Raw genomic sequence first — 17,985 nt, 5'->3', positions numbered from 1 at the left:
TCACTCACTTCCCTTCTCCGTGTTGGCTCACCCGCAGGGCGAGCGCGGCGACGGTGGGTGCCTCGAAGACCGCGCGGATCCCGAGGGGCGTGTCCAGCGCGGCACGGATGCGGGACACGAGCTTCACGGCGAGCAGGGAGTGCCCGCCGAGGTCGAAGAAGCTGTCGTCGACACCGACGTCCGGTACGCCGAGGGCGTCGGCGAACAGCGCGCACAGCGCCGACTCGGTCGCGGTACGCGGCCTCCGTCCGGCCGGACGCCCCGCGCCCTCGTCCGGGGCGGGCAGGGCACGCCGGTCGAGCTTGCCGTTGGGGCTCAGCGGCAGCCGCTCGAGCGGTACGAAGACGGCGGGCACCATGTACTCGGGCAGGGTCCGCGCCAACTGGTCCCGCAACTCGGCGCTGTCCGGGGCGCCTTGCCCGCTCGCGTCCGGCACGCAGTACGCGACCAGCCGGCGGTCCCCCGGCCGGTCCTCGCGCACGACGACCGCGGCCTGCGCGACACCGGGGTGGGCCACCAGGGCGGACTCCACCTCGCCCGGCTCGATCCGGAAGCCGCGGATCTTCACCTGGTGGTCGGCGCGCCCCAGGTACTCCAGGTTCCCGTCGGCGCGGCGCCTGGCCAGGTCGCCGGTGCGGTACATCCGCTCCCCCGGCCCGCCGAAGGGGTCGGGCACGAACCGCTCGGCGGTGAGCCCGGGCCGGTGCAGATAGCCGCGGGCGAGCCCGGCCCCGGCGACGTACAACTCGCCGGTCACGCCGGTCGGTACGAGCTGGAGGTGCTCGTCGAGGACGTAGGTGCGGGTGTTGCGGACGGGGCGGCCGATGGGCGGTGCCTCCGGGTCGGCCGAGGTGGCGAAGTCCGCGGGGTCGGCGGGGTCGGCGTCCGAGAACCACGCGGTGGTGTAGACGGTGGCCTCGGTCGGGCCGTAGACGTTGACGATCCGCGCGCCCGGCACGGCGGCCCGGATCTCCGCCAGGGTGTGCGCGGGCAGCGCCTCGCCTCCCAGGGCGACGACGTCCGCGCCCAGGTCCACGTCGTGGTGGCTCAGGAGCTCTTCGAGGGCCGAGGGGACGGCGCAGACGAGGGTGCCCCGCCACCGCCCGCCCGCGCGCTCGCCGAGGGACAGCACATCGGCGACGACCTCGATGACCCCGCCGGACAGCAGCGGTCCGAAGATCTCGAAGACGGAGACGTCGAAGGTCAGCGGCGTCGCGGCCAGGGTGTGGGCGAGGTGCGCGGCGCCCAGGGTCTCGCGGCCCCACAGCACGAGGTCCACGACGTTGGCGTGCGGGACGAGGACTCCCTTGGGGCGGCCGGTGGACCCGGAGGTGTAGAGGACGTAGGCGCCGTTGGCCGGGGTGAGGGGGCCGACCCGGTCGCTGTCGCGGGGGTCCGTGGCGGGCGCGTCGGCGTCCGTGTCCAGGTGCACGCGCGGCACGTCCGCGGGGAGTGCGCAGCCCACGTCGTGCGCGGTGACGACGCAGGCGGGCGCAGCGTCCCGGAGCATGAACGCGACGCGGTCGGCGGGGTGGCGCGGGTCGACCGGCAGATAGGCGGCGCCGGTCTTCAGGACGCCCACGAGGGCGACGATCAGCTCGGCGGAGCGGGGCAGGGCCAGCGCCACGATCTGCTCGGGGCCGGTGCCCTCGGCGATGAGCCGGTGCGCGAGACGGTTGGCGCGCGTGTTCAGCTCCGCGTACGACAGACACACGTCGCCGAAGACGACGGCCGGGGCGTCCGGGGTGCGCGCCACCTGCTGCTCGAAGAGGTCCACGGCCGTGAGCGGCGGGATGGGCCGTGCGGTGTCGTTCCACTCCTCCAGGAGGAGCCTTCGCTCCTTGGCGCTGAGTACGTCGAGGCGGCCGATCGGCAGCTGCGGGTCGTCGGCGGCCGCACTCAGGAGCCGGGCGAGGCGGGTCGCCACGGCGTCCACGCTCCCGGGGTCGAACAGGTCGGTGCTGTACTCGAAGAACCCGGTCAGACCGGCGGGCCTGCCGTCCTCGGTGAAGCGTTCCTCGATGTTGAGGAGGAGGTCGAAGCGGGCCGAGCCGGGGTGCAGGAGGTCGGTGGCGATCTCCAGACCGGGGACGTCCAGGCGCGGCGCCGGGGCGTTCTGCACCACCAAGGACACCTGGAACAGCGGGTGCCTGCCGATGGCGCGGGGCGGGTTGAGGTCGTCGACCAGGTACTCGAAGGGCACGTCCTGGTGCTCGTACGCGCTCAGGGACACGTCCTTGACCCGGTGGAGCAGGTCGCGGAAGGCGGGGTTGCCCGAGGTGTCGTTGCGGATGACGAGGGTGTTGACGAAGAAGCCGACGGAGCGGTCGAGGCCCTGGTCGGTGCGGCCCGCGATCGGGGAGCCGATGGGGATGTCGGACCCGGCGCCGAGCCGGGTGAGCAGCGCCGCGAGCCCGGCCTGGAGCACCATGAACAGGCTGGTCCCGGTCTCCTGGGCGAGCGCGGAGAGCCGCCGGTGCAGCTCGGCGTCCCAGGCCACGGAGAGCGTCTCGCCGCCGTAGCCCGGTGCGGCGGGGCGCGGACGCGCGAAGGGCAGGTCCACCTGCTCGGGCAGGTCGGCGAGCTGGCGCCGCCAGTAGGCGAGTTGGTGGGCCAGAGGGCTTGCCGAGTCGTCGGGGTCGCCGAGGAGGTCGCGCTGCCAGAGGCCGTAGTCGGCGTACTGGACGGCGGGGGCGAGGGCTTCGGGGGCATACGCCCGGCCGTCGTGCGGTGCGCGGTGGCTCGCCTCCGCCTCCGTGCGGCGCTTCTCGTACGCCGCCATCAGGTCCTCCGTCAGCGGCGCGAACGACCAGCCGTCGCAGGCGATGTGGTGCACCAGGAGCAGCAGCACATGGTCGGTCGCGCCGACCTGGAAGAGGTGGGTGCGCACCGGTATCTCGGCCGCCAGGTCGAAGCGGTGGCCGCTCGCCGCGGCGAGGGCGCCCTGCAGCTCCGCCTCGGTCGTGCGGGTCACGGGCAGCGGCGGCCGGGCGTGCTCCGGGGGCAGGATGTGCTGGCGGGGCTCGCCGTCGTGGTCGGGGAAGACGGTGCGCAGGGACTCGTGGCGGGCGACGAGGTCGGCGACGGCGGCGCGCAGCGCGGGAACGTCCAGGTCGCCGCCGAACCGCAGGGTCCAGGGGACGTTGTAGGCGCGGCTCATGCCTTCGAGGCGGTGCAGGAACCACAGGCGGCGCTGGGCGAAGGACAGCGGGAGCGGGTCGGGGCGCTCGGCCGCGCGCAGGACGGGGCGGGCGGGCGGGGCACCGGCGGTGCCGGAGGTCCCCGGGGCGGCGAGCGCGTCCAGGTGCGCGGCGAGTCCGGCGACCGTGGGGTGCTCGAAGAGGGCGCGGATGGTCAGCTCCGCGCCGAGCCGGGTCCGTACCCGCGCGGCCAGGCGGGTGGCGAGCAGCGAATGGCCGCCGAGCGCGAAGAAGTCGTCGTCGATGCCGATGCCCTCGACGCCGAGGATCTCCGCGAACAGGGCGCACAGCACCTCCTCGCGCTCGGTGCGCGCGGCCCGTGCCGACTGCGCCTCGACGACCGGCGCGGGCAGCGCCGCGCGGTCCAGCTTGCCGTTGACGGTCAACGGCAGCCGTTCGAGGAGCACGATGGCCGACGGCAGCATGTAGTCGGGCAGCCGCTCCCGCAGGTGCTCGCGCAGCGCGGCGGTGAGCTGGCCGCCGCGGCGCGCGGCCACCGGGCTGGTGGCGTACGCCAGCGGATCGCCGGGGGTGCCGTCGGGCTCGTACGCCTCCAGGACGGCACCACCGGCAGCGACGCCACCGCCGCCACCGTCCCCGCCGCTCCCCCCGCTCGCTTCCTCGCGCCGCACGAACACCGCGTCCACCGCGTCCACCGCCGTCGCCGCCGGAGTGACCGCGACGCGGTAGCCGAGGCGCTCCCCGAGCAGATACAGCTCCTCGGGGTCGACGCCGTGGGGCTCCTGGGCGAGGAGGCGGTGGGCGTCGGCGACGGCGGCGCCGTTGTCGAAGGCGCGGGCGGCGGCGGTCTCCTGGGCGGTGCGGCGGTTGGGGACGCCGAGCACGCGCAGCTGTTCGGGGGCGTGCCGCTCCAGGTGGGCGCCGAGCGCGCCGGTGTCCGGCACGTCGTCGCCGAAGCCGATCCGGGTGCCGCCGCCGGGTGCCGTCGCCGCGGGCGCCTTGTGCAGGACGACGTCGTAGCGGTACCGGGTCATCTCGTTGTGCCGGGTGCCGCGGCGCACCTGGATGTCCACCGCGCCGACCGCGTCCTCGCGGGCCGCGAAGGCGTGGAAGAAGTCGGGGGCGAGCAGCAGTTCCTCCTCGCGCACCAGGGCCCGCTCGACGGCGTGCCGCACGCTGGCGCGCTCGGCGTCGGGGGCGGCCCTGCGCAGTTGCACGGCGGTGCCGAAGGAGCGCAGGGCCCGCAGGTCGCGGACGTCGCCGACGAAGACGGCGCCGCCGGGCGCGGTGCGCTCCAGGGCCTTGGCGAGGACGTCGAGGAGGTAGTCGGCGCTGGGGAAGTACTGGAGCACGGAGTTGATGACCACGGCGTCGAAGTGGCCGTGCGGCAGACCGCTGATGTCGTGCGCGGCCTGGTGCCGCAGCCGTACCCGGGCCTGGATGCCGGGACGGGCGGCGAGTTCGCGGGTCAGCTCGTCGATCGCGCGCGCCGAGACGTCCGTGCCGACGTACTCCGCGCACTCCGGGGCGAGCCGGGACAGCAGCAGGCCGGTGCCGACGCCGATCTCCAGGACGCGGCGGGGACGCAGTTCCCGGATGCGGCGGACGGTGGTGTCGCGCCACTCGCGCATGTGGTCCGGCGCGATGGGGCGCCGGTCGGTGTAGCTGTCGAACCAGCTGGCGAAGTTCTCGCCGAACACCGGGCGCGCTGCTCCGGCGCCGGTCCCGGCTCCGGCGTACTGGGCGTCGAACACCTTCTCCCAGTCGCCCACTTGGCGTGCGGCGGTGCCGTCGGCCGTCGCCGCGTCGGGCTCCTGGCGGAACTCCGGTACGACATAGGCGACCAGGCGCCGGTCGCCCGGCCGGTCCTCGCGGGCGACGACGGCGGCCTGCCGGGCGGCGGGGTGCGCGCCGAGCGCGGCCTCGATCTCGCCGGGCTCGATCCGGAAGCCCCTGATCTTGATCTGCTGGTCGGCGCGGCCGACGAACTCCAGGACGCCGTGCTCGTCGCAGCGCACCACGTCCCCGCTGCGGTACATGCGGCCGCCGGGCGGGCCGAACGGGTCGGCGAGGAAACGCCCCGCGGTCAGGCCGGGGCGGCCCAGATAGCCGCGGGTGACGCCGGGCCCGGCGACGTACAACTCCCCCGCGACGCCGGGCGCGCACGGCCGCAGTGCCTCGTCCAGGACGTACAGGGACAGGTCGCGGATGCCGACGCCGACGCGGCTCGGGGCGTGCGGGGCGGCGTCCTCGGCGGTGAGCCGGGTCAGGGTGGTGTGGACGGTCGTCTCGGTGATGCCGTACATGTTCACGAGTACGGGGGCGTCGTCGCGGTGGCGGGCGTACCAGGGCGCGAGCTTGCCGAAGTCGAGGGCCTCGCCCGCGAACACCACCAGGCGCAGGGCGAGTTCAGCGCCGTGCGCGGCGCCTTCACGGTCGGCGTCCATGAGCGGGTAGAAGGCCGACGGCGTCTGGCTGAGGACGGTGACCCGCTCGGCGGCGAGCAGCGCGCGGAAGCGCTCGGGGGCCCGGCTCGTCTCGTACGGCACGACCACGAGGCGGCCGCCGTGGAGCAGGGCGCCCCAGATCTCCCAGACCGACACGTCGAAGGCGTAGGAGTGGAACAGGCTCCACACGTCGTGCTCGTCGAAGCGGAACTCGGCGGCCGTCTCGGTGAACAGGCGCACGACGTTGTCGTGCGAGACGACCACGCCTTTGGGGCGCCCGGTGGACCCGGAGGTGTAGATCACGTACGCGGTGGTCGCGGGCGTGACGGGCCCGAGGCGGTCGGTGTCGGTGGGGTCGGTGTCGGGCCGTACGGCGAGTTCCTCGACGGTGCCGCGGGCCGAGAGCACGAGCCGGGGGATCTCGGCGCGGACATCCATCGGGTCCTGGCTGAGGAGCAGCACGGGGCGGGCGTCGGCCAGGGTCCGGTCGACGCGATCCGGCGGGTGGTCGAGGTCGAGCGGGAGATAGCCGGCGCCGGACTTCAGGACGGCGAGGATCGCGACGACGGCGTCCACCGAGCGCGGCAGGGCGAGCGCGACGAGGCGTTCGGGCCCGGCGCCGCGGGCGAGCAGGGCGTGCGCGAGCCGGTTGGCGCGGGCGTTCAGCGTGGCGTAGTCGAGGTGTTCGCCGCCCAGGGTGAGGGCGACGCGGTCCGGGTGGCGGGTCACCCGCGCCTCGAACAGGTCCGTGAGGGCGGCGGCCCGGCCGGGGGCGGGGTCGGCGGGGGTGCCCGGGGGTGGTCCCGGCCGCGTCCCGCGGCGGTCGGTGAGCGCGCGGTCCGCCTCGGCGAGGGCGCGGTCCGATCCGGTGAGGGCACGGTCCGCGCCGGTGTATGCACTGTCCGATCCGGTGATTGCCATTGCCAAGCCCCTTGGTCGCTCGCCGACGCTGTCGCGTTGTGCCGTTCGTGACCGTGCTCGTGCCGTGTGTGTGCCGCGCGCCCGCCCGCATGCCGGTGCCGTCGGGTCGCGCACACCGCGCGCTCGGCGGTGCCCGGCGCGCACCCCGCTCGTCCGCCGATGCCCCGGCGCCTCAGCCCGCCGGGCGGCTGCCCGGTGGCAGGACGCGCAGGAGGTTCTCGCGCAGCAGCAGGTTCCGGTCCGTCCTCGAGACCCCGGCGAACACGGTCGGGCCGTCGACAACCTCGCTGATCAGCCCTTTCAGGCCGCCGTTCAGACGACCGAGCGGCCAGTCCGTACCGAAGATGATCTTGTGGTTGACGCCCAGCCGGAACAGCTGGTTGAGGTGCCCGGGCCAGTGCGGCAGGCTCGGGCCGCTGGCGAACCCGCCGGTGTCCACGTACACGTTGGGCCGGTACGCCGCGAGGTAGGCGCAGGTCTCGACATGGGTGAGACCGCCGTGGCCGAGGACGAACGGGACGGTCGGGAAGTCCCGGGCCGCCCGGTCGATCCGCATCGGGTGCGCCGGTCCGTAGTCGAGGCTGCGGGCGGTGGGCCCGGTGTGCACGAACACCGGCAGGGCCCGGGCCGCGCAGATCTCGTAGTACGGGTACAGGCCCGGGTCCGACGGCGAGTAGCCGCACGGCGGGTACAGCTTCACCCCGTCGAGGCCGTAGGCGTCGACCATGGCCTCGAAGGCGGCCACGCCCGCGGGCCCGCGCCGGGGGTCCACGCCGATGTAGACCCAGAAGCGGCCCGGGTGGCGCAGCCGGATCTCATGGTGGAGCCGCGCCGCCTCCGCGGGCTCGGCCGTGCCCGCCATCCGCAGCCCGAAGTCGGGCACGAGCAGCACGGCGCGCTCGACCCCGGCCGCGTCCATCTCCGTGACGAGCCCGTCGGCGAGGTGGTCCTCGTGCTGCGCGGCGAGCCCGTCGGCGACGCGCCCCGGCTTCGGGGCGACGCCCATCGAGCCGAGCCTGCACTGCACGTTGCTCGCCACGTCCTCGACGAAGGCCCGCGGGATGAAGCGGCTCGACGCCACGTGGCAGTGGCCGTCGAAGATCCCGGTCATCCGACGCAGTGCTTGATCAGGCCCTGGATGCTGACGCCCTTCATGGGGTCGTAGGTGGCGAAGTCGAACTCGGCGTCCGCCTGTTCCTCCAGGTACGAGATGAGGCCGACGATGGCCATGGAGTCGAGCAGACCGGTGTGGCTGAGGTTGGTCCTGGCCCCGATGGCCATGTCGGACTCTCCCTCGATCCACCGCTCCACCCACTCGACCAGCAGTTTCTCCAGCTCCGCCGTGTCCGCGCTCATGTCCGGCCTCCCCGCTCCGTGATGGTGTCGTCGGTGGTGCCCCGGGCCTGGCCCCGGGTCTCGGTCCGTGCGGCCCCGACCAGGCGGAGGCTGTTCCCGCCCATGATCATTCTTCGGTCGGCCTCCTTGATCCCCGCCACCGCCGGCTGCCCCTTGGCGAACGCGGCGACCAGGCCGGGCAGCGACTCGGAGAGCCGGTACGACGGCCAGCAGGTGCCGAAGAGGATCTTGTGGCTGATGCCGAGGCGGAACAGCCGGTTCAGATGGGCCTGCCAGCCGTCCGCCGCGAGGACGGAGTGGAACTGGCTGATGTCCAGGTGCACATTGGGCCGGTGGGCGCACAGGTAGGTCGCCTCGTCGACGTGGGTGACCCCGCCGTGTCCCAGGATGAAGTTCACCCCGGGGAAGTCCCGGGCGGCCTCGTCCAGGAGCAGCGGCATGCCGTACTCGAAGTCGAGCTGGCCCCAGCCCGGCCCGGTGTGGCTGAGCACGGGCAGGCCGCGCTCCTCGCACAGCTCGAAGTACGGGTACAGACGGCGGTCGCTCGGCGAGTAGCCGCACAGCGGGTACAGCTTGAGCCCGGCGAAGCCGTAGTCGCCGACGCACCGCTCGAACAGGTCGAGGCCGTCCTTGCCGCCGCGCGGGTCGACGCCCCAGAAGACCCGGAAGCGCCCCGGATGACGGCGGTTCACCTGGTCCAGATGACCGGCGAGCTCGGCCGGGGTCAGCGCGCACCGGGCCACGTGCGAGTAGTCGGGGACCACGAGGAACGCCTCGTCGACCCCGGCCTCGTCCAGCTCCGCGACGAGCCGGTCCGCGTCGTCGTCCTGGTGCACCGAGAGCACCCGGTCCAGCATCCGCCCGGGCCGCACGCTGTGGCCGTACGCGCTGAGGCGGTGGTGCGCGTTCGCCGCCTGGTACTCCAGGAACGCCCGCGGGATGGCCAGTTGGCTGCCGAGCTGGACCTGCGCGTCGACGATCCGGTGCCCGGCGGGACCACCGGCCGGCCCAGGGGTGTCCGCCGCCGGTGCCGCCATCAGGCCCCCGCTCCGGCGCCGCCCGCGAGCCGCTCGGCGAAGTGCTCGGCCGCCCGCGCCCGGCTCAGCTTCATGTTGGCCGTCATGAAGGCGGGGTCGGCCCGCAGCGGCGTGTCCGTGAAGACCAGGGACATCACCCGCTCGTGGGCGTCGAGGCCCGCGTTGACCTCCTCGATCCGCTTCTCGATGTGCGCGCGCAGCGCGGTGTCGGCGGGGTCGGCCGGGGTGACGAGGGCGCCTAGCCGGTTGGACTGCGGTGTCGGTACGACGACGATCTCGGCGACGCCCTCGACGTCCGCGAAGGCCGCCTCGATCTCGGCGGGGTGCACCTTGCGCCCGCTGCCGAGCACGATGACGTCCTTCTTGCGCCCGATCAGGGTGAGGAACCCGTCCTCGTCCAGGCGGCCGTAGTCGCCGGTGAGGATGGAGCCGTCGGGCCGGAAGATGCCCTCGGCGGACGGGTCGCCGTCGGTGTCGAAGTAGCCGCGGCCGAGCGGCGCCTCCCGGGTGATGATCACCTCGCCGTCGTCGAGGAACGTCACGGACGCCGGGTCCATCAACTGCCCGACGGTGCCGACGCGGTGGCGGTCGGGGGTGTTCCAGGCGACCATGCCGGTCTCGGTCAGGCCGTAGGCCTCCAGGAGCGGCACGTCGCGGCTCCAGAAGCCGTCCAGGGTCTCGCGCCGGATCGGCGCCATGCCGGTGATCATGAAGCGGATGCGGCCGCCGAGGAAGTCGCCGAGCGAGGCGTCGCCGCCGGACTTCACGTACAGCTGGAGCACGGTGTCGTAGAAGACCGGCGGCCCGATCAGGAAGGTCGGGCCCTCCTTGCGGACGGCCTGGAAGACCCGCTGGTAGGGCGCGAGCACGAGGTCGGCGCCCAGCCACAGGCAGAGGTAGACCGACAGGCGCTGCTGGTTGTTGGCCAGCGGCAGGAAGATCAGGTGCCGGTCGCGCTCGGTCATGCCGAAGGCGTCGATGAAGCGGTTGATGACGTACTCGGTGCCCTTGGCGCTGATCTCGACGCCCTTGAGCCGCCCGGACGTGCCCGAGGAGTAGACCAGGCTGTGGATGTCGTCGACGTCGATCACCACGGCGTCGGGGGCCGCCGCGCCCGGGGCGGGGGCGCCGCCCGGGCGGACGACGGCGGGCGTGTCGGCGGGCACGGGCTCGTCCGCGATCAGCAGGGCGAGGCGGTGCTCGGCGATGAAGGCGCGCGGGTCGTCGATGTCGGTGGTGTCGCCGAACGCCTTGAGGCGCGCGCCGGTGGCGAGGGCCGCCAGGTCCCAGGCGAGCCAGTCGATGCTGTTGCCCGCGCGGATGCCGATGACGTGGCCGGGGCGTACGCCGGCCGCCGTGAGCTGGTCGGCCCGGGTGCGGGCGAGCGCGGTCAGCTCGCTCTGGGTCAGCTCGCGCCGCCTGCCGGAGATGTCGATGTCGACGACGCGGGCGGTCGTGTGGTGGGTGGAGCGGTCCAAGAGGCCCGCGAGGTTCATGCTCACGTGTCGGCCGACTTCCTTCCTGGGGTGTCCGGTCGCGCCTCGCCGGGTGCGTGCGCCTGTGCGTCGAGTTCCGCCGCGAGGGCGGTGATCAGCTCGTCCAGCCTCGTGCCCGCCAGGAAGCCGATCCGGCCTCCGAGCATGTCCTCGTACGTGCCGCTGTCGGTGTCCCAGGTGACGTGGACGTCGATCCGGCTGCCGCCGTCGTCGCCGGTGACGGTCACCCGGCGTTCGAGGGTGCGCCACAGCCAGTCCGGCTCGGCGCTCAACAGGACGCCGTCCGCGCGGAGTCGACTGCGGTCCGCCCAGACCACGGCGTCGTCCCCGAGCCGCCCGGCGAACTCCGCCACCGGTCCCTCGCCCGCGCGCAGGCCGGTGTCGGCGGCGAACGGGTCGAGCAGGCGGGGGCGGGCGCGCAGGAGGTCAAGGACGCGCTCGGGCGGGTGCGCCAGCCGTACGGAGCGGGTCACCGGGGACAGCTCGACCGCCTGCGGCCTTTCGGCTGCCGCGCTCCGGTGGGCGTCGGCCTCCGCCAGGATCCCTTCGAGCACGGACAGGCCGTGGTCGAGGTCGTCCTCGGAGATCACCATGGGCGGCTGCACCCGCAGGACGTTCGGGTGGTAGAGGGAGTACGTGGACGTCACGCCCTCTTCGAGCAGCCGCCCCAGGACGAGTCCCGCCGTCGCCCCGTCGGTGAACTCCAGGCCGTGCATCATGCCGAGGCCGCGGTGTTCGGTGACGATGCCGCAGTGGCGCTCGGCGGCGGCGCTCAGGCGCTCGTCGATGGTGCGGGCCCGTTCCTTGACGCCGGTCAGGAACGCCTCTTCGGAGGCGATGGCGATGGACTCCAGGCCGACGCGGCACGACAGCGGGTTGCCGCCGAGGCTGGACCCGAAGGTCGAGGGCAGGACCCGCAGGACCTCCCACACCCGCTCGGTGCCGAGCACGGCCGACAGCGGCAGCAGGCCACCCCCGAACGCCTTGCCCACGCAGACCAGGTCCGGGGTGATGCCGAACTGCTCGTACGCGAAGAAGGTGCCGCAGCGGCCGAACGCCGTCTGCATCTCGTCCAGGACGAGCAGCGCCCCGGCCTCCGTACAGAGCCTGCGCACCTCCTGGAGGTAGCCGGGCGGCGGCACGATCACCCCGGCCTCCGCCTGGACGGGCTCCAGGAGCACGGCGGCGACGGTGTCGTCGAGCGCGGCGGCCAGCTCGTCCAGGTCGCCGAAGCCGACCTGCCGGAAGTGCGGCATGAACGGGCCGAGCAGCTCCCGGTGTTCGGGGCGGTCGGAGGCGCTGAGCGTGGCGAAGGTCTTGCCGTGGAAGCAGCCTCGGGCGCTGATGACGCCGGGGCGGCCGGTCGCGGCGCGGGCCAGCTTGAGGGCGTTGTCGATGGTCTCGCCGCCGCCGTTGGCCAGGTACGAGTAGGGCAGGAGCTGTCCGGTGGCCTCCGCGAGGCGCTCGGAGAGCCGGATCTGCACCTCCTCGAACATGATCTTCGTGCTGTTCAGGACGCCGGTGTCGAGCTGGTCGCGCACGGCGGCGACGATGCGCGGGTGGGAGTAGCCGAAGGACTGGTTGCCGTACTGGTCGAAGAGGGCGAGATAGGGCGTTCCCTCGTCGTCGTCCAGAACGCGGCTTCCCGTCCCTTTCCCCTGGACGCCGCAGCCCATGACGAACGCCATTTTCGCGTAGGCCGGATGGTTGTGGGCCGCTTTGGTCTCAGCCAGCCGCTGGCGCCGTGTCCGCATCCGCCACCTCCTCGCTCACATAGCTGTCGTAGTCGCCGAAGAAGTACTGGAGCAGTCGGCTCTTGCGGCCTTCGGGTGTGCGGGCCCTGCTGACCGCCTCGGTGACGTCGAGTGCGGCGACGAGGCTGAGCGGGGCGCCTTTGAACCGGGTGTCCTCGTAGGGCTCGTGCAGGGCGAAGAAGCCGATTTCCTTGTAGAAGCCCCGCAGCCCTTCGGAGTCGTCCACGAAGAAGTCGCCGAGGATGTGCGTCATGTCGTGTTTCCTGGCGCTGTGGATCACGGCTTCGCGCATCAGCGCCATGCCGATCTCGCGGTGCCGCATCGAGGGCAGCGTCATCAAGTGCCCGAATTCCACGAGCCTGTTGCCGACGCGCAGCGCCGAGATGTCCACGGTGTCGTCGCACGGCAGTCCGGCCGCCGAGTCCGGCACGACCTTGACGGTGCCCGCGGCCTCGCCGTCGACGTATCCGAGGATGTATTCGGCGTGGGCGTCGAACCGGTCGAAGGTCGCGGCGGTGTCGGCCGCGTCGGCGAGTCGGCCCTGGTCCCCGACGTAGACGGCGTCGCGGAGCCGCAGCACATCGGCCTTGTCGGCCTCGGTGCGCGCCAGTTTGAAGGTCACGTCCACCTGACTCTCCTCTCACCCGTGTCGCGATGGCTCACCCGGTGGTTCACTTGCGGAGCAGCTTTCCGAAGTACTCGATATAGCCGCGGTTGAAGTAGCGAATGCGGTCCTTCACCTCACCGTGCAGATCCGGCAGTCGCTCCAGTGGGAGATTCGGCATCAGGTGGTGCTCGACGTGGTAGTTGTTGCCGTTCGTGAACCACGTCAGAATGCGATTGGAGCGAATCGTCCTCGTATTGGCGAACGGGTCGCGGTTCAGGACCTCGCAGCCGAAGTGCTCGGGCAGTTCGATGAAGGCGTGCACGGGCCCCGCCACCAGCACCAGCGGGATCAGCCATACCCACAGCACGACCGCCGAACCCAGTGCCAGGGAAAGGCCGGAGAAGGCCAGGAGCGCACCGAGAGCGAGGAAGTGGTCCCGTCGTATCCGGCGCGATACGCGGACGCTCTCGCCCGCGAATTCCCGGCCGAGCATGGACCGCCCGAGATTCACCACGAACAGCGCGTAATGATGAACCATGGTGAAGCGCACGGTCCAGTCGACGAAGGTGCCGAACCTGGAGCGTTCCTTGTCTCCGTACTGATCTCCGTAGTCGAAGAACTCACGGTTCTCCGGTGTGCCGAGATCGCGGTGGTGCCGCATGTGTGCCGCCTTGTACGCGGCGAAAGAGATCAGCATCGGCAGTCCGAGGATGATGCCGGTGACCGTGTTCGCCTTGCGACTGCGGTACGCGAGATTGTGCAGCGTTTCGTGCTGGAGTTCCGCGGCGTGCGCGAGCATGCCTCCGATGAGGACGACTCCGACGACGCGGCACCACAGGACCGGCTGCAGCACAATCACCACGCCGAGGACGGTGAGTGCCACGCACAGGGCGAATTTGAGGGAGAACACCCAGCCCCGGGGCTCGGTGCGCAGGTGTTTCAGTGACGCTCTGAGTTCGGTGGCCTCCTGTGGATTCCGCATGGCCGGGTCGACGGCGTCACCCGCTGTCAGATCCATCGTTGTTCCCTCGATTTCCCAGTAGCTTTCCCGGTGGCTGTGCGTCACCGCGCGCGGTTCACGGCATGACGGCACGACTGACCGTCGTGCGGCGACCGGACGGGGCCAGTTCGATATCGGGGCGTGGTGGACGTGCGCTGCCCGAAGATGTCCGCCCGTGCTTCCGGGCGCGGTACGGCGCGGCATCACGGCGGCATCCGGACGGGCCGTATGCCGCTGTCTCGATACCGCTGGGGGTGCCGCTCCGTTCAGGGTGCGGCGGTCAGCCGGCTGCCTCGGGCACCGGTGCGGTGGGAAGGTCGCGCACGGGCGTATGCGGGTCGGCCTTCTCGATCGCGTCGAGCAGGGCCAGGATCCCGTCCATGTGCGCGTCCGTTTCCCGCGGACTGAAGAGTTCGGGGTGGACGTCGAGAATGACTTCTGTCGTTCCGTCGGCCGCGGTCTGGAAGAAGTACACGGTCATATCGATCGTGAGGGGAATCGACATGGTGCGCATCGACGCGGTGGCTCCCGCGAAATCCAGTTTGTAGTCGAACTTCATCACGTTGACCATCGGTCCCCACAGCCGTGCCCCGCCGCCCTGTGCGGCGACTTCCCGGGAGATCTCGGCGGTGGGATAGCGGGAGTGCAGCAGGACCTGCCGCACCTCCCGCGACACGCGCCGCGCGAACTCGCTCAGGGGCAGGGCCGTGTCGACGTCGAGGCGCAGCGGCAGGATGTTCATGGTCATGCCGGGGACGTTGCGCACCTGGGGGCTCAGGCGCCCGCCGGTGGGCAGTCCGAGCTGGAGTTCGCGGGTGCCGGTGCGCACGCCCACGTAGGCGGCGATGGTGCTGACGGCGAGGTCCGACCAGGTCACGCCGAGTCTGTCGGCCGCGCCTTCGAGGCGGCCGACCCGGTCCGGGGTGAGTTCGGTGGTGCGGCGGCGGCCGACGGCGAGCCCGGCGCTGCGGCCGGAGAGGCTGACCGGTGCGGGGCGGTCGGCCATCTTGTCCAGCCAGTGGGCGCGGTCGCGGGCGAAGCTCTTCCCCTCGCGGTAGGCGGCCTCGGCGTCCGTGAGGCGCGTGAACGCGGGGAACGCGCCCGCGTCGGCGGGCAGCCGGCGTGCGAGTGCCGTGTACACGGCGGCCGTGCGGTTGAAGATGAGCGCGAGGCTGTATCCGTCGACGACGGCGTGGTGCACACGCCGGTACAGGACGAAGTGGTCATCGGCGACTTTCAAAAGCGCCGCGCGGCACAACAGCTGTGGGTCGACTGGCCCTTGGGCGTCCTTTTCCATCCATTCCCTGGCCGCCGCCCCGGGGTCGGACCCGGCACTCACGTCGATGAGGTCGAGCGGAGCGGGATCGGCCCTCAGGAATTGACGGTATCCGCCCTCGACTTCACTTGCGGGGACAATGGCGAGACGCAATGCCTCGGCCTCGCGCTCGACCTGTTCATGGGCCAGCACCATCAGTTCCTGGGCAATGCGCCCGCGGATGTCGAGATAGTCGCAAATACAGTAGACAGGGTTGGCGAGATCTTCAGCTTGAGCCATCCATGTGCGCAACTGCGTAGCCAGCAGTGGTAGTTCTGTTCTCTCGCGATTAAGCAACGTTCACCCTCCTCAAGAGGACACTTGCTTAAATCGACGCCACATCGCACAGACGTCACGGACACCATGTATCGGTCGCGCGTACCCATTGGTGGGGAACAGTTTCGAAGCCCGGGAAGTGGTGGGGGGATTGGTGGGGGCCCAGGACAACGAACGGTAGCCTACCCGTCACTTGATCGAACGTCCATACCCAATCGGAGGGCATGTGCCAATGTCACTGAATGCAATGGCCACCGGCTCTGTTACCGAAGCCGTAATCACGCAAAGCGACGGCTATTGGACTCGGCCAACTCGACGCGTATCGGCCACACCTTGACGACCAGGGTTTACGCTGGCCTGCGGCCGCCTTCACGATCATCAGGGCGACCGCGCAAACTCCCTTTGCCTACAGCCCGTTGAAGCAAGAACCAGCAGTTCCGAACTCTCGTGTACGCACTGTGAACGTGGAGGATGGATGGCGACGGACCGAACAGCTACCCCACCCGGCACCGGCTGGGCCGGGAACCGACGCGGCGTGGCCGTGGTGGCCGCGCTCATGCTGGGCGCGTTCGCCTTCAACACGACCGAGAATCTGCCGATCGGCGTCCTGAAGCTCATGTCGGACGACATGGACGTCTCCCTGGCCGCCGTCGGGCTCCTGGTGTCGGGGTACGGCCTGACCGTCGCCGTCGTCTCGGTGCCGATCGCCCAGCTCACCCGGGCCGTGCCGCGCCGCCTGGTGCTGTGCCTCCTGCTCGCCGCGCTGTTCCTGGCGAGCGTGGTGGCGGCGGTCGTCTCCTCGTACTGGGTGCTGCTGGCCTGCCGGTTGGTGACGGCGGTGGCGCAGGCGCTGTTCTGGGCGGTGATGGGGCCGGTCGCGGTCGGGCTCTTCCCGCCGCATGTGCGCGGCCGGGTCATCGGCGCGCTGTCCGTGGGCGGTTCCGCGGCCCTCGTCCTCGGGGTGCCCGGGGGCACCTGGCTCGGCCAGCACAGCAGTTGGCAGGTGCCGTTCCTGGTGGTCGGCGCGCTCGCCATCCCGCCGCTCGTCCTCATCGCAACGGCCCTGCCGTCCACGCCTCCGGAGGAGAGCCACGCGGTGCGCGGCGTCGCCCCCGACACCCGCCGCTTCGCCGTCGTCCTGGCCGTGACCGGCCTGACGGTCACGGGCGTCTTCGCGGGCTACACGTACATCTCCAAGTTCCTCGTGGACGAGAGCGGGTTCACCGAGTCCACGGTCAGCACGCTGCTGCTCGTCCTCGGTGCCACCGGCATCGTGTCCGTCGCGGTGTACGGCCGCCTCCTGGACCGCTACCCGCGCGCCACGCTCACCCTCCCGGTGGCCACGCAGGCGGTGGGGCTGCTCGGTCTGTACACGGCGGGCGGCTCCAAGATCGTCGCCGTGCTCATGATGGTGCTCCTCGGCGCCTCGCTCGGACCGGTCTTCATGGCCACCCAGAGCCAGGTCATGCACTTCGCGCCCGGCCGCACGGAGACCGCCATCGCGGCGAACGGCGCCGCGTACAACACCGGAGTGGCCGCGGGCGCCCTCGCCGGCGGCCTGCTCCTGCCGGTCCTCGGCGTCCGTGGCACGTTCCTGGTGGGCGGCCTGATGACGGTGGCGGCCCTGGCTCTGCTCCTGGAGGAACAGTTCCTGTCCATGGGCCGCGCGAAGGCGTGGTCGGACGCCCCGCGAACGGCCCCCGCGGACGAGGACGTCTACTCCGAGCACTGAACCGGCGAGGACCGAGCAGGCAGACGAGGTGTTGTTCCCCCCTGTGCGGCGCCTAGACCTCGCGGGTGGGGAGCACGGAGAGGTGCGGCAGGTTCACGTGGCGGGGGCGGCCGACGGCGAAGGCGATGAGTTCGGCGACGTCGGTTCCGGAGGGGATGCCCTCGATGGACCCGACGGCCTCCTGGACGGCGGCGCTGATCGCGGGGTCGTCGATGTGGTCGCGGAGTTCGGTGTCGACGGTGCCGGGTTCGATGTTCGTGACACGTACGTCGGCGGGGTTCAGGCGGGCCCTCAGATTGCGGGAGAGGTGGCTGAACGCGGCCTTGGTGGCGGCGTATCCGGCGAAGCCGGGCAGGACGCTCTGGGCGGCGGCCGATGAGATGTTGACGAGGTCAGCGTGGCCCCGCTCGGCCACGGCCGCGAGCAGGTCGGGGACGAACGCCTCGACGACGGCGAAGGCGCCGGTGACGTTCACGTCGATCATGCGCTGCCAGTTCCCCGTGGACCCGTCGAGCTGGTCGGGCAGGGCGAGCCCCGCGTTGTTCACGACGAGGTCGACGCGGCCGAGCCGGTCGCGGACGGCGGCGGCCGCCGCCGCCAGGGACGCGGGGTCGGTCACATCCGTCGGGAGGGCGAGCGCGCTGCCGCCCGCCTCCTCGATCCGTGCCACGTGTGCGGCGAGCCGCTCGCCGCGCCGCGCGAGCAGGGCGACCCGCGCGCCCTGGGCGGCGAGCTCCCGCGCGGTGGCCTCGCCGATGCCACTGGAGGCACCGGTCACGACGGCCACGCGGCCGGTGAGGGGGCGGGCGAGGGACGTCGTCTGAGCGGTGGTGAGGGTCATGGTGGTCTCCTGGGTGTACGAGTGGCCCGGTGGCCGCAGGAA

The 17,985-nt window shown here is 72.0% G+C and carries 11 protein-coding genes; 1 reads left to right on the top strand and 10 read right to left on the bottom strand.

The window, feature by feature from the left end:
* Nucleotides 1–4: 4 nt before the first annotated feature.
* From ACZ6AA_RS27330 to ACZ6AA_RS27290, 9 genes are all read right to left on the bottom strand, one after another.
* On the bottom strand, nucleotides 5–6,529 hold the full coding sequence (locus tag ACZ6AA_RS27330; protein ID WP_471460559.1) for an amino acid adenylation domain-containing protein: 6,525 nt from the start codon (nucleotides 6,527–6,529) through the stop codon (nucleotides 5–7).
* 172 nt (nucleotides 6,530–6,701) lie between these two features.
* Complete coding sequence (locus tag ACZ6AA_RS27325) at nucleotides 6,702–7,640, bottom strand: amidohydrolase family protein (RefSeq protein WP_468456446.1); 939 nt, start codon at nucleotides 7,638–7,640, stop codon at nucleotides 6,702–6,704.
* Nucleotides 7,637–7,885 (bottom strand): hypothetical protein, encoded by a 249-nt coding sequence (locus ACZ6AA_RS27320; protein ID WP_289943370.1) that lies wholly within the window; start codon nucleotides 7,883–7,885, stop codon nucleotides 7,637–7,639. Before ACZ6AA_RS27320 ends, ACZ6AA_RS27325 begins: the two co-directional genes overlap by 4 nt.
* Nucleotides 7,882–8,922, bottom strand: coding sequence for an amidohydrolase family protein (locus ACZ6AA_RS27315; RefSeq protein WP_468456444.1), 1,041 nt, complete (start codon nucleotides 8,920–8,922; stop codon nucleotides 7,882–7,884). Before ACZ6AA_RS27315 ends, ACZ6AA_RS27320 begins: the two co-directional genes overlap by 4 nt.
* Nucleotides 8,922–10,418 (bottom strand): AMP-binding protein, encoded by a 1,497-nt coding sequence (locus tag ACZ6AA_RS27310; protein WP_468456966.1) that lies wholly within the window; start codon nucleotides 10,416–10,418, stop codon nucleotides 8,922–8,924. Before ACZ6AA_RS27310 ends, ACZ6AA_RS27315 begins: the two co-directional genes overlap by 1 nt.
* 2 nt (nucleotides 10,419–10,420) lie before the next feature.
* Nucleotides 10,421–12,172: an aspartate aminotransferase family protein gene (locus tag ACZ6AA_RS27305; protein WP_468456442.1), complete on the bottom strand. Its 1,752-nt coding sequence runs from the start codon at nucleotides 12,170–12,172 to the stop codon at nucleotides 10,421–10,423.
* The gene (locus ACZ6AA_RS27300) at nucleotides 12,144–12,800 is read right to left on the bottom strand and encodes a GNAT family N-acetyltransferase (RefSeq protein WP_468456440.1); all 657 of its coding nucleotides are present in this window, start codon (nucleotides 12,798–12,800) and stop codon (nucleotides 12,144–12,146) included. Before ACZ6AA_RS27300 ends, ACZ6AA_RS27305 begins: the two co-directional genes overlap by 29 nt.
* Nucleotides 12,801–12,843: 43 nt before the next feature.
* Nucleotides 12,844–13,845 (bottom strand): fatty acid desaturase family protein, encoded by a 1,002-nt coding sequence (locus tag ACZ6AA_RS27295; protein ID WP_471460549.1) that lies wholly within the window; start codon nucleotides 13,843–13,845, stop codon nucleotides 12,844–12,846.
* Between the two features lie 214 nt (nucleotides 13,846–14,059).
* Nucleotides 14,060–15,391, bottom strand: a complete 1,332-nt coding sequence (locus tag ACZ6AA_RS27290; RefSeq protein ID WP_468482709.1) for a condensation domain-containing protein — start codon at nucleotides 15,389–15,391, stop codon at nucleotides 14,060–14,062.
* A gap of 454 nt (nucleotides 15,392–15,845) precedes the next feature.
* On the opposite strand from ACZ6AA_RS27290, the gene ACZ6AA_RS27285 reads away from it, so the two are divergent.
* Entirely contained in the window at nucleotides 15,846–17,102 is a 1,257-nt protein-coding gene (locus tag ACZ6AA_RS27285; protein ID WP_468456434.1) for an MFS transporter, read from the top strand.
* A gap of 52 nt (nucleotides 17,103–17,154) precedes the next feature.
* On the opposite strand, the gene ACZ6AA_RS27280 is transcribed toward ACZ6AA_RS27285, so the two are convergent.
* Nucleotides 17,155–17,943, bottom strand: coding sequence for an SDR family oxidoreductase (locus ACZ6AA_RS27280; RefSeq protein WP_471460545.1), 789 nt, complete (start codon nucleotides 17,941–17,943; stop codon nucleotides 17,155–17,157).
* Nucleotides 17,944–17,985 lie beyond the last annotated feature (42 nt).

This window comes from Streptomyces sp. NPDC040610 (assembly GCF_055594065.1).
The sequence above is the reverse complement of the archived record's forward strand: the minus strand, read 5'-3'. Positions and strand labels throughout refer to the sequence as shown.

Coding starts and splice junctions, on each gene's coding strand:
- ACZ6AA_RS27285 (WP_468456434.1), top strand. CDS start 15,846: ATGGCGACGGACCGAACAGCTACCCCACCCGGCACCGGCTGGGCCGGG.
- ACZ6AA_RS27315 (WP_468456444.1), bottom strand. CDS start 8,922: ATGGCGGCACCGGCGGCGGACACCCCTGGGCCGGCCGGTGGTCCCGCC.
- ACZ6AA_RS27320 (WP_289943370.1), bottom strand. CDS start 7,885: ATGAGCGCGGACACGGCGGAGCTGGAGAAACTGCTGGTCGAGTGGGTG.
- ACZ6AA_RS27280 (WP_471460545.1), bottom strand. CDS start 17,943: ATGACCCTCACCACCGCTCAGACGACGTCCCTCGCCCGCCCCCTCACC.
- ACZ6AA_RS27305 (WP_468456442.1), bottom strand. CDS start 12,172: ATGCGGACACGGCGCCAGCGGCTGGCTGAGACCAAAGCGGCCCACAAC.
- ACZ6AA_RS27310 (WP_468456966.1), bottom strand. CDS start 10,418: ATGAACCTCGCGGGCCTCTTGGACCGCTCCACCCACCACACGACCGCC.
- ACZ6AA_RS27330 (WP_471460559.1), bottom strand. CDS start 6,529: ATGGCAATCACCGGATCGGACAGTGCATACACCGGCGCGGACCGTGCC.
- ACZ6AA_RS27325 (WP_468456446.1), bottom strand. CDS start 7,640: ATGACCGGGATCTTCGACGGCCACTGCCACGTGGCGTCGAGCCGCTTC.